This is a genomic window from Aquabacter albus, from assembly GCF_040049275.1.
GTDB lineage: Bacteria > Pseudomonadota > Alphaproteobacteria > Rhizobiales > Xanthobacteraceae > Aquabacter.
Map to the genome: position 1 here is coordinate 65,066 of NZ_JBDZDT010000010.1, position 13,090 is coordinate 78,155.

Annotated in this window: 16 protein-coding genes; 15 read left to right on the forward strand and 1 reads right to left on the reverse strand. The window is 71.3% G+C overall.

Features of this window, described 5'->3' with window-relative positions; genetic code table 11:
• The first annotated feature begins 226 nt into the window (after positions 1 to 226).
• From ABLE91_RS23700 to ABLE91_RS23735, 8 genes are all read left to right on the forward strand, one after another.
• Positions 227 to 787 carry a head-tail connector protein gene (locus tag ABLE91_RS23700; protein WP_348934881.1) on the forward strand — a complete coding sequence of 187 codons (561 nt, stop codon included), beginning with the start codon at positions 227 to 229 and terminating at the stop codon, positions 785 to 787.
• Positions 784 to 1,104, forward strand: a complete 321-nt coding sequence (locus ABLE91_RS23705; RefSeq protein WP_348934882.1) for a head-tail adaptor protein — start codon at positions 784 to 786, stop codon at positions 1,102 to 1,104. The genes ABLE91_RS23700 and ABLE91_RS23705 overlap by 4 nt, the downstream gene beginning before the upstream one ends.
• Positions 1,101 to 1,382 (forward strand): hypothetical protein, encoded by a 282-nt coding sequence (locus ABLE91_RS23710; protein WP_348934884.1) that lies wholly within the window; start codon positions 1,101 to 1,103, stop codon positions 1,380 to 1,382. The genes ABLE91_RS23705 and ABLE91_RS23710 overlap by 4 nt, the downstream gene beginning before the upstream one ends.
• The gene (locus ABLE91_RS23715) at positions 1,379 to 1,783 is read left to right on the forward strand and encodes a DUF3168 domain-containing protein (RefSeq protein ID WP_348934885.1); all 405 of its coding nucleotides are present in this window, start codon (positions 1,379 to 1,381) and stop codon (positions 1,781 to 1,783) included. Before ABLE91_RS23710 ends, ABLE91_RS23715 begins: the two co-directional genes overlap by 4 nt.
• Positions 1,784 to 1,890: 107 nt before the next feature.
• Positions 1,891 to 2,298, forward strand: a complete 408-nt coding sequence (locus tag ABLE91_RS23720; RefSeq protein ID WP_348934886.1) for a phage major tail protein, TP901-1 family — start codon at positions 1,891 to 1,893, stop codon at positions 2,296 to 2,298.
• A 217-nt stretch (positions 2,299 to 2,515) separates the two neighbouring features.
• On the forward strand, positions 2,516 to 2,860 hold the full coding sequence (locus tag ABLE91_RS23725) for a gene transfer agent family protein (protein WP_348934888.1): 345 nt from the start codon (positions 2,516 to 2,518) through the stop codon (positions 2,858 to 2,860).
• Positions 2,857 to 3,075 (forward strand): rcc01693 family protein, encoded by a 219-nt coding sequence (locus tag ABLE91_RS23730; RefSeq protein WP_348934890.1) that lies wholly within the window; start codon positions 2,857 to 2,859, stop codon positions 3,073 to 3,075. Before ABLE91_RS23725 ends, ABLE91_RS23730 begins: the two co-directional genes overlap by 4 nt.
• Positions 3,076 to 3,087: 12 nt before the next feature.
• Positions 3,088 to 3,678 (forward strand): phage tail tape measure protein, encoded by a 591-nt coding sequence (locus ABLE91_RS23735; RefSeq protein ID WP_348934891.1) that lies wholly within the window; start codon positions 3,088 to 3,090, stop codon positions 3,676 to 3,678.
• A gap of 295 nt (positions 3,679 to 3,973) precedes the next feature.
• On the opposite strand, the gene ABLE91_RS23740 is transcribed toward ABLE91_RS23735, so the two are convergent.
• The gene (locus tag ABLE91_RS23740) at positions 3,974 to 4,459 is read right to left on the reverse strand and encodes a hypothetical protein (protein WP_348934892.1); all 486 of its coding nucleotides are present in this window, start codon (positions 4,457 to 4,459) and stop codon (positions 3,974 to 3,976) included.
• Positions 4,460 to 4,567: 108 nt separating this feature from the next.
• Here ABLE91_RS23740 and ABLE91_RS23745 point away from each other — a divergent pair, with 108 nt between their 5' ends.
• The 7 genes from ABLE91_RS23745 (at position 4,568) to ABLE91_RS23775 (ending at position 13,090) form a co-directional block, all read left to right on the forward strand.
• Positions 4,568 to 5,209: a phage distal tail protein, Rcc01695 family gene (locus ABLE91_RS23745; protein ID WP_348934894.1), complete on the forward strand. Its 642-nt coding sequence runs from the start codon at positions 4,568 to 4,570 to the stop codon at positions 5,207 to 5,209.
• 232 nt (positions 5,210 to 5,441) lie between these two features.
• Positions 5,442 to 6,320 (forward strand): phage/gene transfer agent baseplate hub protein, encoded by an 879-nt coding sequence (locus ABLE91_RS23750; RefSeq protein WP_348934895.1) that lies wholly within the window; start codon positions 5,442 to 5,444, stop codon positions 6,318 to 6,320.
• Positions 6,317 to 6,757 (forward strand): NlpC/P60 family protein, encoded by a 441-nt coding sequence (locus tag ABLE91_RS23755; RefSeq protein WP_348934897.1) that lies wholly within the window; start codon positions 6,317 to 6,319, stop codon positions 6,755 to 6,757. The genes ABLE91_RS23750 and ABLE91_RS23755 overlap by 4 nt, the downstream gene beginning before the upstream one ends.
• Before the next feature lie 235 nt (positions 6,758 to 6,992).
• Positions 6,993 to 10,892 carry a baseplate multidomain protein megatron gene (locus ABLE91_RS23760; protein ID WP_348934899.1) on the forward strand — a complete coding sequence of 1,300 codons (3,900 nt, stop codon included), beginning with the start codon at positions 6,993 to 6,995 and terminating at the stop codon, positions 10,890 to 10,892.
• Positions 10,893 to 11,228: 336 nt separating this feature from the next.
• Positions 11,229 to 11,930, forward strand: coding sequence for a DUF2793 domain-containing protein (locus ABLE91_RS23765; protein ID WP_348934900.1), 702 nt, complete (start codon positions 11,229 to 11,231; stop codon positions 11,928 to 11,930).
• 21 nt (positions 11,931 to 11,951) lie between these two features.
• On the forward strand, positions 11,952 to 12,275 hold the full coding sequence (locus ABLE91_RS23770) for a spike base protein, RCAP_Rcc01079 family (protein ID WP_348934901.1): 324 nt from the start codon (positions 11,952 to 11,954) through the stop codon (positions 12,273 to 12,275).
• Positions 12,272 to 13,090, forward strand: a complete 819-nt coding sequence (locus ABLE91_RS23775; RefSeq protein WP_348934902.1) for a hypothetical protein — start codon at positions 12,272 to 12,274, stop codon at positions 13,088 to 13,090. Before ABLE91_RS23770 ends, ABLE91_RS23775 begins: the two co-directional genes overlap by 4 nt.

Sequence of the window (13,090 nt, forward strand, 5' to 3'; positions counted from 1 at the left end):
CCTTTTCTCCTCCCCTTGCGGGACCGTTTGAGTACTCGCCAAACGACCCGGATGGCTGAGTTTCTCACCTCTCCCCGAGGGGGAGAGGTCGGCTGCGTAGCAGCCGGGTGAGGGGGCTCCGGCGGTTCAGGACTTGAGAGAGTGGTTCCCCCTCACCCCAACCCTCTCCCCACTGGGGAGAGGGGGCCGCCCGTCGGACCTGCGACATCCACCTTGCGGAGACCCCATGCCCCTCCTCCTCACAGGCCCCGAAGCGGAGCCTTTGACCCTTGCCGACCTGAAAGCCTTCCTCCGCGTGACCCACGACGAGGAGGACATCGTGCTCTCAACCCTCCTCACGGCGGCGCGGCAGATGGTGGAGAGCGCGGCCTCGCGCATCCTCCTCACCCAGACTTGGCGCGTCGCGCGCGATGGGTGGCCGCCCTCCGGCCTCATCCTCGCGCCCCTGGCGCCGGTGGCCGAGATCCCCGCAGCGCGGCTGCGCCACCAGGACGGGAGCGAGACGGCGCTGCCGCTCGACCTCTTCACCCTGCGCGGCGACCGCACGCCGGCGGTGATCGCCTTCGACCGCGCCCGCGCACCGGCGCCGAGCCGGACGCTCGGGGGCATCGAGCTGGACCTTGTGCTAGGCTACGGGGCGGCGGCCGATGTGCCCGCCGATCTCGTGCAGGCGGTGCGGCTGCTGGCGGGACATCTTTATGAGCGGCGCGACGAAGCGGGTGAAGCCGGGCTGCTGTCGGAGGGCGTCGCCGCCCTGCTGAAGCCCTACCGCACGGTGCGCCTGTGACCGCGGCCGCGCTGCGCCATCCGCTCCAGCACCAGACGGGCGTCGACCTGCCGGACGGCATGGGCGGCATCTCCCGCACCTGGCTCACGGTGGACCGCCTCTGGGGCGCCATCGAGACCCTGTCCGCCGCCCCCTCGCTGTCAGAGGAGCGGCCCATTGCGACGCTCGCCCACCGGATCACCGTGCGGGCGCCCAACACGTTGGCGCCGGGCGACCGGCTGGTGATGGGCACGCGCGTCTTCCACGTGCAGGCGGTGGCCGACCCGGACGGGCGCGGCCGCTTCAGCCGCTGCCGCTGTCAGGAGGAGCAGGCATGATCGTGACCACCCGCATCACCGGCATCGAGGGGCTCGCCCAGCGCCTGGACGCTGCGCTCGCGCCGCGCCTCGCGTCGGACGCCGTGGACGCGGCCGCCTCGGCCCTCGCGGCGGAGGCGGCGCGCGCGGGCGTCTCCGTCGATAGGGCCGGGCAGGGGGCGACGCGCCGGGTCGGCAGCGCCGATCCCGAGGCCGTGGCGCGCGAGACCGGCACGCTGACGCTTCCCCCCGCGCCCTGGCTCGCGCCGGCGCTCGCCGCGCTGAGGCGGCGGGCATGAGCGCGGCTTTGGCTCTGCGGCAGGCGCTCCATGACCGCCTCGTTTCCGACGCGCCGCTCGCTGCCCTGCTGGGCGGCGCGCGCATCCACGACACGCCGCCCTCCACGGCCGAATTTCCCTTCGTGACCCTCGGCGAGGCCTTGGTGGCCGACTGGTCCACTGCCACCGAGGGAGGTACCGAGCAGAGCCTCACGCTGCATGCCTGGTCCCGCGCCGGGGGACGGCGCGAGGCCTTCGCCATCGCCGCCGCCGTGCAGCAGGCGCTGCACGATGCGCCGCTGGCGCTGGACGGCCACCGTCTCGCGAACCTGCGCGCCACCACCGCCGAGGTGCGGCGCGAGGGCGACGGACGCACCTTCCACGCCCTCATGCGCTTCCGCGCCGTGACCGAGCCCGCCTGATCTCACCCATGGCCGAGGCCATGGGGAAGCCCGCGCGGCGCCTGAGCGAAACCCACTCGCGATCGGTCGGAGACCGATCGCGTTGGTCACAGACAAAGGAGAGAATGATGGCCGCGCAGAAGGGCAAGGACCTGCTGCTGAAGATCCATGACGGGGTGTCCTACGTGACGGTGGCTGGCCTGCGCTCGCGCCGCCTCGCCTTCAATGCGCAAGGCGTGGACGTGACCCATGCGGATTCCGCCGGCCGCTGGCGCGAGCTGCTCGCCGGTGCGGGGCTGAAGCGGGCGAGCATCGCCGGCTCCGGCGTGTTCAAGGACGCGACCTCCGATGCGATGGTGCGCGCGGCCTTCTTCGACGGGGCGCTGAAGGACTGCCAGGTGCTGATTCCTGATTTCGGGACGGTGACCGGCCCGTTCCAGGTGACCGGCCTCGACATTGGCGGCGACCATGACCGCGAGGTGACCTTCGACCTGACGCTGGAAAGCGCTGGGGAGCTGACCTTCGCGGTACTGTGAGGCCGCGTTCTCCTCCAGGCCGTCATGCCCGGGCTTGTCCCGAAGTCGGATGTTTCCGACTTCGGCTTCAAAAGTGTGAAAGTCGGCAACAGCCGACTTTCATTGCATCCACGTCCCTCCCTTAAGCACCAGCGGAGCCCCGTGGATGGCCGGGACAAGCCCGGCCATGACGATTGGACCTGGGACCGCAGCCGTTCTTCAACATAAGGAGACCCCCATGCCCAATCCCCGGCGCGGCGAAGTGGAGGCCGTCCTTGACGGCCATCCCCGCACCCTCGTCCTCACCCTCGGCGCGCTGGCAGAACTTGAGGCAGCCTTCGGCGCCGCCGACCTGATGGCGCTGGCGGAGCGCCTCGGCGAGGGCCGGCTCGCGGCGCGCGATGCGATGCGCATCATCGCGGCGGGGCTGCGCGGGGCGGGGGAGAACATCACGGAGGACGAGGTCGCCGCCTTGCGCGTGGAGGACGGTGCGGTGGGCTGCGTGCGCCTCGTCAATGCGCTGCTCGCCGCCACCTTCGGCCTGCGGGAGGCGCCGCGCCCTCAGGAGCCGCAGCAGGCGTGACACAGCCGGCGCGGCCGCGTGCGGAGCCTTTCCCCTGGGATGAGGCCATGCATGCCGGCCTCGGCCTCCTGCGGCTTCCCCCGGACCAGTTCTGGCGCATGACACCGCGCGAGCTCGCCGCCGCGCTCGGCATTCTCGCGCGCGCATCCGCGCAGCTCGACCGGGCCGCGCTCGAGGATCTGATGCTGCGCTTTCCGGATGCATCAACAGTATAAAAAGGAGACGTCATGGCCGCGCTCGATGCCCCCATCGACAGCGTCTCGGTGGCGATCGCCGCCGATACCCGCGCCTTCCGCGCGGAGCTCGCGAACACCGAACGGCTGGCGCGGGGCTTCGCCTCGACTTTGGCCGATGCCTTCACCGGCGTCGCGGTGCGCGGCAAGGATGTGGACGACGTGGTGGAGGGTATCGGCCAGCGCTTCTCGAACCTTGCCCTCAACCTCGCCTTGAAGCCGGTGGAGCAGGGCATTGCGGGCGCGTTTTCCAGCGTGCTTGGCATCTCGCCTTTCGCCAAAGGCGGGGTGATTGCCGAGGGAGCCGTGCGGCCTTTCGCGAAGGGCGGCGTGGTGGCGGCGCCCACCTATTTTCCCCTCGCCGGCGGCGCCGGCCTCATGGGCGAGAAGGGGGCCGAGGCGATCCTGCCTCTGGCGCGCGGCGCGGACGGTGCGCTGGGCGTGCGCATGGAGGGGAGCGGGGGGCCGCACGCCTCCGTGGTGGTGAATGTCAGCACGCCCGATGCGGGCGCCTTCCGCCGCTCCGACGTCTATCTGTCGGGGCTGGTGGCGCGGGCCGTGGCGCGGGGCCAGAGGGGGGTGTGAACGGCCCCTTGGCGCACGCGCGGCGCAGCCTGGAAAAGGCCGCGCGCCGCGCGTCAAAAAAGGGGGTGTCACCGGGGTGAAAGCGGCGTGAACAAACGCGCCGCGAGGGGTGGAAGAGGGGCTTCGGAGAGCGGACAACCCCTCGCCTTTGCGCCTTCGGGCGCAAAGTAGTTCCAAAGTAACCCCGCACCGCCCATTCCGGTGCGGAAATTCGGCCGGAGGAAGCTCCTCCGGCACCGCATGAGGACCCGGTCTTCCGGGTCCGCCGGCAGGCCCGCGCGGGCCTGCGCGAACATCACTTCTTGGCGGGCGCCTTCGCCTTGGCGGGGGCCTTCGCAGCGGCGGGCTTCGCCGCAGCCTTTGCAGCCGGCTTGGCGGCAGCCTTGGGGGCGGCAGCGGGCTTCGCAGCGGCAGCCTTCGGGGCAGCGGCCGGCTTGGCAGCAGCCTTGGGGGCCGCGGCGGCCTTCGGGGCGGCAGCCGGCTTGGCCGCAGCCTTCGGGGCAGCAGCAGGCTTGGCAGCGGCCTTGGCGGGCGCCTTGGCAGCGGTCTTCGCCGGAGCCTTCGCAGCAACCTTGGCGGGGGCCTTTGCAGGCGCCTTCGCAGGAGCGGCTTCGACCTTCTTCTCGGGGGCCTTGGCGGCCGTCTTGGCCGGGGCCTTCGCGGCGGTCTTCGTCGCAGTCTTGGGTGCCGCGGCCGCGGGCTTCGCGGGGGCCTTGGCAGCCGCTTTCGCGGGCGCTTTGGCGGGGGCGGCGGCGGGCTTCTTCTCGGGCTTCGTGGCCATGCTTTGGCTCCATCCTCGATGAGGAGATGGAAGTCAAAGCGCGCGGGTAAACTATGTCAAGCCGGCGGATATTGAAAAACGCTCAGAATTGGCAGGAGAGTAAAGAATATGCCCGCCTTTCATGAGATTTTGTTCCCCCTTGATGTCTCTTTGGGGGCATCGGGCGGGCCGGAGCGTGTCACTGAGGTGACGACGAGCGTGTCGGGGCGCGAGGAGCGCAATGCGCGGCGGGCTGATTCGCGGCGCAGATTTGATGCCGGATACGGGGTGAAAACCCTCGCCGTTCTGCACGACGTGGTGGCCTTCTTTGAGGAGCGCCGCGGGCGCCTCTACGGCTTCCGATGGCGGGACCGTCTGGACCATTCCTCGAGCCCTCCTGGCACCCTCATCGCACCCACGGACCAGGGGCTGGGAACCGGCGATGGAAGCCGCTCCGTCTTCCCGCTCGTGAAGACCTATGGCGGCCTCCATGCGCCGTACATGCGGGCCATCGCGAAGCCCGTCGCGGGCAGCGTGCGGATCGCCGTCGCGGGGGTGGAGCAGGCCGAGGGAACCGCCTTCGCGGTGGATCCAACACGCGGCCTCGTCACCTTCCTGCCGGGCCATGTGCCGTGGCCCGGCGCGTGGGTCTCGGCGGGCTTCCGGTTCGACGTGCCGGTGCGCTTCGACACGGATTTCCTGGAAGTGAACCTGACCGCCTTCGCGGCGGGGGAGATCCCCCGCATTCCGGTCATCGAGATCCGTCCTTGAAGGGACTCTGAGGCATCCATTGAGGAGCGCGGTGGCCGAGCGGGCCACCTCTCCCCGAGGGGGAGAGGTCGGCTGCACAGCAGCCGGGTGAGGGGGCTCCGGCGCTTCAGGATTGGAGAGGGTGGTTCCCCCTCACCCCAGCCCTCTCCCCCGCGGGGAGAGGGAGCGCGACGGGCCTGGATCGCGTCGTCCGCTGCGCGTTGCAAGCCCCAGTCTGGAAAGAGAAAATATCATGAGAGAGGTTCCCTCCGCCCTCCAGGCCATGCTGGACGAGCGCGCGACGACGCTTTGCCATGGCTGGCGCATCACGCGCCGCGACGGGCTGGTGCAAGGCTTCACCGACCATGACCGCGACCTCATGGTGGACGGCCTCGCCTTCATCGCCGCCTCGGGCATCGCGGGCAGCGAGAGCGCCGTTGCGCAGGGCCTCGGGGTCACCGGCGCGGAGCTGCACGGGGCGCTCAGCGACGCCGCGCTGCGCGAGGAGGACCTCGCCTCCGGCCGCTATGACGGAGCAAGCGTGGACCAGTTCCTCATCGATTGGTCGAACCCGGAAAACCGCATGCTGCTGCGGCGGGGAACCATCGGCGAGGTGCGGCGCGAGGGCGGCAGCTTCATCGCCGAACTGCGCTCGCCGGCGGACGCCCTCAACCAGGTGCGCGGGCGCGTCTTCGGCGCGCTCTGCGATGCCGATCTCGGCGATCCGCGCTGCGGCATCGACCTTGCCGCGTCGGGCCGGCAAGGCACCGGCTCGGTCGTCGCGGTGGAGGGGGCGCTGCGGCTCGCGGTGTCGGGGTTAGAGGGCTTCTCCGAGGGCACGTTCACCGAGGGGCGCGTCGCCTTCACGTCGGGCGCGAATGCGGGCTTCGCCACGGAGGTGAAGGTGCATGCGCCGGGCATTCTCCAGCTCTGGCAGAGACCGCCCCAGCCCATGGCGCCGGGCGACGGCTTCACGGTGACGGCGGGCTGCGACAAGCGCTTCTCCACCTGCCGCGACCGCTTCGGCAACCAGGACAATTTCCGCGGCTTCCCGCAGATGCCGGGCAATGATTTCGTGGTGGCCATCGCGGTGCCCGGCGAGGGGGGGCATGACGGCTCGGTGCTGAAATGAGCGCCGCGCTGCGGGACGCCATCGTGGCCGAGGCGCGGGCCTGGATCGGCACGCCCTATCTCCACCGCGCCTCAGTCCGCGGGGCGGGGGCGGACTGTCTCGGCCTGGTGCGCGGCGTGTGGCGCGCGGTGATCGGGCCGGAGCCCGAGGCCATGCCCGCTTATGCCCCCGATTGGGCCGAGGCGGGGCGCGCCGAGACGCTGGCGCTTACCGCCGCGCGGCACATGATGCCGGTGGTGCTCGCGGAGATGGCGCCGGGCGACGTGCTGCTGTTCCGCTTCCGCCCGCACCTGCCGGCAAAGCATGCGGCGATCCTCTCGGACGCGGGGCGGATGATCCACGCTTATGATGGCGCCTGCGTCTGCGAGGGCGACCTTGCGCCCTGGTGGCGGCGCCGGCTCGCGCTGGCGTTCGCGTTTCCCGGGGCTGGGCGCTAGCTGGGGGTTTTGTCCTGGCCAAGTGAGAGCGCAGCTCGAACACGGAGCCCGGGACAAGCTCTCCACCAGAGCGACCGTCATGCCCGGGCTTGACCCGCTCATCCACGTCTATCCCTTTGTCCGTATCCAGCGGAGCCACGTGGATGGCCGGGTCAAGCCCGGCCATGACGGCGCAAAGAGGGGATGGCACGCTCATCCCCATCCCGTCCCCCTCACTCATACTCCGGAGACCTTCATGGCGACGCTGCTTCTCGGCGCGGCGGGATCGCTCGTGGGCGGCACGCTGTTCGGTCCCGTCGGCGCCATTGCCGGGCGGGCGCTCGGCGCCGTTGGCGGGGCGATGGCGGATGCGGCGCTTTCGGGCGGCGGCAGGAGCCGCGTGGTGGAGGGCCCGCGCCTCTCCGATCTCGACGTGATGACCTCCAATGAAGGCGCGCCCATCCCGCGCATCTATGGCCGGGTGCGCCTCTCGGGCCAGGTGATCTGGGCGACGCGGCTGGAGGAGGTGGTCTCCACCCAAGTGCAGTCCTCCGGCGGCAAGGGCGGGCGCTTCGCGCGCGCCACCACCACCTCCATCTCCTATGCCTATTTCGCCAGCTTCGCCCTGGCCCTGTGCGAGGGTCCCATCACCCGCATCGGCCGCATCTGGGCCGACGGCAAGCCGCTGGACGACACCTCCATCACCATGCGCGCCTATCTCGGGACGCAGGGCCAGGGCCCCGATCCCTGGATCGCGGCGAAGCAGGGGGCGGGCAACGTCCCCGCCTATCGGGGCCTCGCCTATCTCGTGTTCGAGCGCCTGCCGCTGGCGAAGTTCGGCAACCGCGTCCCACAGATCACGGTGGAGGTGGAGCGGGCCATCGGCGGCCTGGAGCGCGCTATCCGGGCGGTGACCCTGATCCCCGGCGCCACCGAGTTCGGCTATGACCCGCGCCAAGTGCAGCGGGTGGTGGGGGCGGGCGCCTATGAGGCGGAGAACCGCCACGTGGTCACCGCCGGCAGCGACTTCGAGGCCTCCCTCGACCAGTTCCTCTCGGTCTGCCCGAACCTGACCCGGGTGTCGCTGGTGGTCTCCTGGTTCGGGGATGATCTCAGGGCCGGTGCCTGCAGCGTGCGGCCGAAGGTGGACCGGGTGGGAAAGCAGACCACCCCTTATGTGTGGAACGTGAACGGCCTGCCGCGCATCCTGGCGCAGCCCACCTCCACTTATGAGGGCCGCGCGGCCTATGGCGGCACGCCTTCGGATGCCAGCGTCATGGCCGCCATCCAGGCGCTGCGGGCCCGCGGCCTCAAGGTGACACTGAACCCGTTCGTGATGATGGACGTGCCGGCCGGCAACGGGCGACCGGACCCCTGGACCGGCGGCGCGAACCAGCCGCCTTATCCCTGGCGCGGGCGCATCACCTGCGATCCCGCGCCGGGCCGCGCCGGCTCTGTGGACGGCACGGCGGCCGCCGCCACCCAGGTGGCGCACCTGTTCGGCAACGCCCAGTCGGCCCATTTCTCCACCTTCGGCGGGGTGCTCCTCTATTTCGGGCCGGACGAATGGAGCATCCGGCGCATGGTGCTCCACTATGCCCACCTCGCCCGGCTGGCGGGGGGCGTGGAGGCGTTCCTCATCGGCTCGGAGATGGCATCGCTGACGCGGGTGCGCGGGCCGGGGGGAAGCTTTCCGGCAACCGCCGCGCTGGTCGATCTTGCGGAGGACGTGAAAGGCATCCTCGCGCCGGGCACGCAGGTCTCCTATGGCGCCGACTGGACGGAGTACGGCGCCCAGACTTTCGAGGGCGGCGACGTGCGCTATCCCCTCGATCCGCTCTGGGCCTCCGGCGCGGTGGATTTTATCGGCATCGACTATTACGCGCCCATCACCGACTGGCGCGACGGCGCGGGCCATCTGGACGCGCAGGAGGCCCGCAGCATCTATGACACCGCCTTCCTGAAGGCGCGCCTGCGCTCGGGCGAGGCCTATGACTGGTACTATCCAAGCGACGGCGCGCGGGCCGGGCAGGCGCGCGCGGCCATCACCGACGGCGCCTATGGGGAGCCGTGGATCTACCGTCAGAAGGACCTCTGGAACTGGTGGAGCCGCCCCCATCATGAGCGCTTCGGCGGCGTGCGCGAGGGCGGTGCCACCGCATGGGTCGCCGGCTCCAAGCCCATCCGCCTGATGGAGGCCGGCTGCCCGGCGGTGGACAAGGGCGCGAACCGGCCCAGCGTGTTTCCGGACCCGAAATCCATCGATGGCGGCTACCCGCCTTTCTCCAGCCGGAGGCGCGACGACTTCATGCAGCGCTGCGTGCTGGAGGCGGTGCTCTCTGCCTTCGATACCCTGGACGAGACGGACAATCCCTCCGCCACCCTCTATCCCGGACGCATGGTGGAGGAGGGGGCCGTCTTCTTCTGGACCTGGGATGCGCGGCCCTATCCGCAGTTTCCCCTCGCCACCTCCGTGTGGGCGGACGGGGCGAACTGGGAGACCGGCCATTGGCTCACCGGCCGGCTCGGCGCCGCGCCTTTGGGCGATCTCGTGCGGACCCTCTGCGCGGACCATGGGGTTGCCGTCTCAACCGGCGGGATCGTGGGCGTGGTGGACGGCTATCTGGTGGACCGCCCCATGTCCGCCCGCGCCGCGCTGGAGCCGCTCGCCCGCGCCTTCGCCTTCGAGGCGACGGAGACCGACGGGGGCATCACGTTCACGCCGCGCGGCGGAGCGGCGGTGGCGCAGATCGACGAGGCCGACCTGCTGATGGAGGAGGACCGCCCGCCGCTCTCCCTGGTGCGGGCGCAGGAAAGCGAGCTGCCGCTGGAGGTGGGGATTACCTTCACCGATAGCGGCGCCGACTACCGCACCGCCTCCGTCGCCTCCCGGCGCCTCGTGGGAGCGAGCCGGCACGTGGCGCGTGCGGAGGTGCCGGTGGTGGCCACCGCCGCCATGATGGGCCGGGCGGCGGACATCTGGCTTCAGGATCTCTGGGCCGGGCGCGAGAGCGCGACCTTCGCCCTGCCGCCCTCGCGCCTCGCCTTGACGCCGGGCGACGTTGTGGAGGTCACGCACGGTGGCCGTGCGCGCCTTTTCGAGATCACCCGCATCGAGGATACGGAGGGGCGGGCGGTGTCGGCGCGCGCCATCGAGCCTGAAGTGTTCGAGACCGCCTTGCGCATGGCGAGCCCCGGCACGGTGCACTTGCCCGCCGCCTTCGGGCCGCCGGAGGTGCAGCTTCTCGATCTGCCGCTTTTGGAGGCGGGCGAGCCGGTGCCGCTGCAGCACATGGCCGCCTTCGCCTCGCCCTGGCCGGGCACCCTCGCCGTGTGGCGCTCGGCGGACGGCGCGAGCTTCGAGCCGGTGGCCGCCATCGGCGCGCCGGCCACGCTGGGTGAGACGCTGGATGATCTCGCCCCTGGCCCCGTCTGGCGCTTCGACCGCTCCGCCCGCCTCACGGTGCGCGTGGCGGGCGGGCTGCTCATGGGCGCGAGCGAGACGCAGGTGCTGGACGGCGCCAATGCGCTCGCCCTCGTGGCCGAGGGCCGCGCGCCGGAGATCGTCCAGTTCCTGGATGCCGAGCTGCTGGAGGCGGGGGTCTATGCGCTCTCCGGCCTTCTGCGCGGCCAGGTGGGGACGGAGGCGGCGGGGGCCACGCCTTGGCCCGCGGGCACGCGCATCGTGCTCGTCGACCGCAATCTCGCGGTGGGCGCAAGCGGGCTTTCCTCTTATGGCCGCAGCTTCATCTATCGCGTCGGCCGCGCCGACCGGGACCATGGCGACGAGATGGTGCGCGAGGTGGCGGGGGCCGTAAGCGGGCGGGCGCTGACCCCACTCGCGCCGGTGCACCTCGCCGCGCGCCGCGCGCCCGATGGCATCGCGCTCTCCTGGATCCGCCGTACCCGCACGGACGGCGACTGGGATGCGGTGGACGCCCCCCTCGGTGAGGCCATGGAGGCCTATCGCGTGGAGATCCTGGCCGGGGCCGACATCCGCCGCAGCTTCGACGTGGGGGCGCCCGCGCTGACCTATCCCGCCGCGCTGGAGGCGGCCGATTTCGGCGGCCCGCTCGGCGCCGTCACTTTCCGCGTGGCGCAGCTCTCGGCCGTCCTCGGGCCAGGGGCGTTCGTGCAGGCGACGTGCGTGCTTTGAGCGCTTTCGGGTGCGGTCGGGCTTGGCGGAAGCGGTTGTCCTGGACAAGTGACGCCGCAGGCGGAGCGCAGATCCGGGACCCAGCGCAAGAGACCGCCGAAGGCGCTTCACCCCATCTCCGACGCCACGCGGCGGAGATGTTCTTCACGCTGGTCGCTGATTGACTGCTTCGCAGCACTTTTGCGCTGGGTCCCGGATCTGCGTTCGCGCTGCGCGCTCTCTTGTCCAGGACAACCCTTGGCTCCGGGGCCATAGCGCCGATCACGCCCCCTCCCTAGCCCTCCCCCGCAAGCGGGAGAGGGAAACCCGCGGCACTCGCACCTCCGGAAAGCCCCCATGCCCGACACCACGGCCCGCTTGGGCTTGCCCTATATCGCCGCCGCACAGGCGCAGAAGCATGTCACGCACAATGCCGCCATCCGCGCGCTCGATGCGCTGGCGCAGCTCGCCTTGCAGAGCGTGACCGAGACCTCGCCCCCTGGCGCGCCTTCCGACGGGCAGTGCTGGTACGTGCCGGCGGGCGCGCTCGGCATCTGGAGCGGGAGAGCCGGCACCATCGCCGCCTATGAGGCCGGGGCGTGGGACTTCTATCCCGCGCGGCCGGGCTTCCACGCTTATGTGGCCGACCAGCGGCGCATGCGGGTGTTCGACGGCACCGCCTTCGTCTCCCCGCTCGCCGCCAGCGTGAACCGCGCGGCGGTGGAGGCGCTGGTGCTGGAGGAGGACGTCACGCTCGCTGGCGCCGCCACCGACGCCGCCATCTCCATCCCCGACCGGGGCATAGTGCTCGCGGTCTCCACCCGCACCCTCCTCACGGTGACGGGGGCAGCGTCCTACGATTGCGGCATTCCCGCCGAGCGGGCGAAGTTCGGCGGTTCGCTGGGCGCCGTGCCCGGCTCGGTGAATGTCGGCGTCATCGGCCCCACCGCCTTCTATGCCCCGACCCCCGTGCGCCTCAGCGCCAATGGCGCCGCCTTCACTGGCGGGCGGGTGCGCGTCGCCGTCCACCTCATCCTCTGCCCCGCCGCCGTCGCCTGACGCGCATTCAAGGAGACCTCCATGGCCTATGATCCCGCGCGCGATCCCCTGCGCACCCTTGCAACTTCCGCCTCCTCGCGGGCGCGCCGGCTGCGGCGCGTCACGCCGTCCGACACCGAGGATCTCGCGGTCTATGCCAAGAGCCTGTGGCTCTATGTGCCCGAGGCCGTGGCGGGCGGGGAGGCGAGCGTGCGCCTCACCTGCGTCGGTGCGGCGAGCGATGCGGACACGGTGGATGTGCTGGCGCCGCCCGGCCTCCAGCCGCTGCCGCCCGTGCAGGTGCGCCGCGTCTGGGCGACGGGCACCACCGCCGGCGTCGCCCTCTATGCCTTGAGCGACCGATGACCCGGCTCGGCCTGGGCATCCCGAGCGCGGCCGTCTATCGCGGACGGCGCGCGCACCCGGTGGAACCGCTGCCCTCTGAGGTGGCGGGCCTGCTCGCCCGCATGTCGCCCGCCGCGCCGGCGCCGCGCGCGGCCGAGATTTCAACGCTTGTGTCCGCGCTGCTGGCGGCGGGCCTGTGGCAGAAGCTCGACGCCTTCTACATGCTCGCCGCGCATGACGCCCAGGCGGCACGGCTGAACTGGATTGCCGATCACTACAACCTGACCGCCGTGAACACGCCCGCCTTCCTGGCGGATCGGGGATATGCCGGCAACGGCACCAACAGCTATCTCGATACAAGCTTCAATCCTGCAACCGCCGCCGCGCCGCACTTCACGCAAAACGCGGCGAGCATCGGGGCGTGGTCGCTGACCAACCAGCAGGGGTCGTCCGCGCTCATGGGCGGGGTATCGACCGGCGGCCAGTCCTACCTGCTTCCCTGGGCGGGCGACGGCAACATGTACGTGACGCTCAACCGGGCGGGCGACAATGCACGCCCGTCCGCCGGCCATTCGCTCGGCCTGTTCTCCGCATCGAGACTGGCCTTCGGCAGCTTCACCAGCCATGTGAACGGCGCGAACGCGGTGGTCTCTCCGGTGGGGGCCGTCGCGCCGGGAAGCGGCAATTTCTACATCGGCGCCCGCAACACGCAGCAATTCACCACCCGGCGGATCGCCTTCGCGTTTATGGGCGACGGGCTCACGGATGGGGAGGTGGCCGGCCTCTACGCGGCTGTCCGCACCTACCTCCTGGCGGTGGGTGCGGTCGCGCCGTGA

Excerpts from the sequence above, each read along its gene's own strand:
- ABLE91_RS23755 (WP_348934897.1), top strand. The coding sequence starts at position 6,317 with ATGAGCGCCGCGCTGCGGGACGCCATCGTGGCCGAGGCGCGGGCCTGG.
- ABLE91_RS23750 (WP_348934895.1), top strand. The coding sequence starts at position 5,442 with ATGAGAGAGGTTCCCTCCGCCCTCCAGGCCATGCTGGACGAGCGCGCG.
- ABLE91_RS23710 (WP_348934884.1), top strand. The coding sequence starts at position 1,101 with ATGATCGTGACCACCCGCATCACCGGCATCGAGGGGCTCGCCCAGCGC.
- ABLE91_RS23715 (WP_348934885.1), top strand. The coding sequence starts at position 1,379 with ATGAGCGCGGCTTTGGCTCTGCGGCAGGCGCTCCATGACCGCCTCGTT.
- ABLE91_RS23775 (WP_348934902.1), top strand. The coding sequence starts at position 12,272 with ATGACCCGGCTCGGCCTGGGCATCCCGAGCGCGGCCGTCTATCGCGGA.
- ABLE91_RS23740 (WP_348934892.1), bottom strand. The coding sequence starts at position 4,459 with ATGGCCACGAAGCCCGAGAAGAAGCCCGCCGCCGCCCCCGCCAAAGCG.
- ABLE91_RS23760 (WP_348934899.1), top strand. The coding sequence starts at position 6,993 with ATGGCGACGCTGCTTCTCGGCGCGGCGGGATCGCTCGTGGGCGGCACG.
- ABLE91_RS23700 (WP_348934881.1), top strand. The coding sequence starts at position 227 with ATGCCCCTCCTCCTCACAGGCCCCGAAGCGGAGCCTTTGACCCTTGCC.
- ABLE91_RS23725 (WP_348934888.1), top strand. The coding sequence starts at position 2,516 with ATGCCCAATCCCCGGCGCGGCGAAGTGGAGGCCGTCCTTGACGGCCAT.
- ABLE91_RS23745 (WP_348934894.1), top strand. The coding sequence starts at position 4,568 with ATGCCCGCCTTTCATGAGATTTTGTTCCCCCTTGATGTCTCTTTGGGG.
- ABLE91_RS23765 (WP_348934900.1), top strand. The coding sequence starts at position 11,229 with ATGCCCGACACCACGGCCCGCTTGGGCTTGCCCTATATCGCCGCCGCA.
- ABLE91_RS23770 (WP_348934901.1), top strand. The coding sequence starts at position 11,952 with ATGGCCTATGATCCCGCGCGCGATCCCCTGCGCACCCTTGCAACTTCC.
- ABLE91_RS23735 (WP_348934891.1), top strand. The coding sequence starts at position 3,088 with ATGGCCGCGCTCGATGCCCCCATCGACAGCGTCTCGGTGGCGATCGCC.
- ABLE91_RS23720 (WP_348934886.1), top strand. The coding sequence starts at position 1,891 with ATGGCCGCGCAGAAGGGCAAGGACCTGCTGCTGAAGATCCATGACGGG.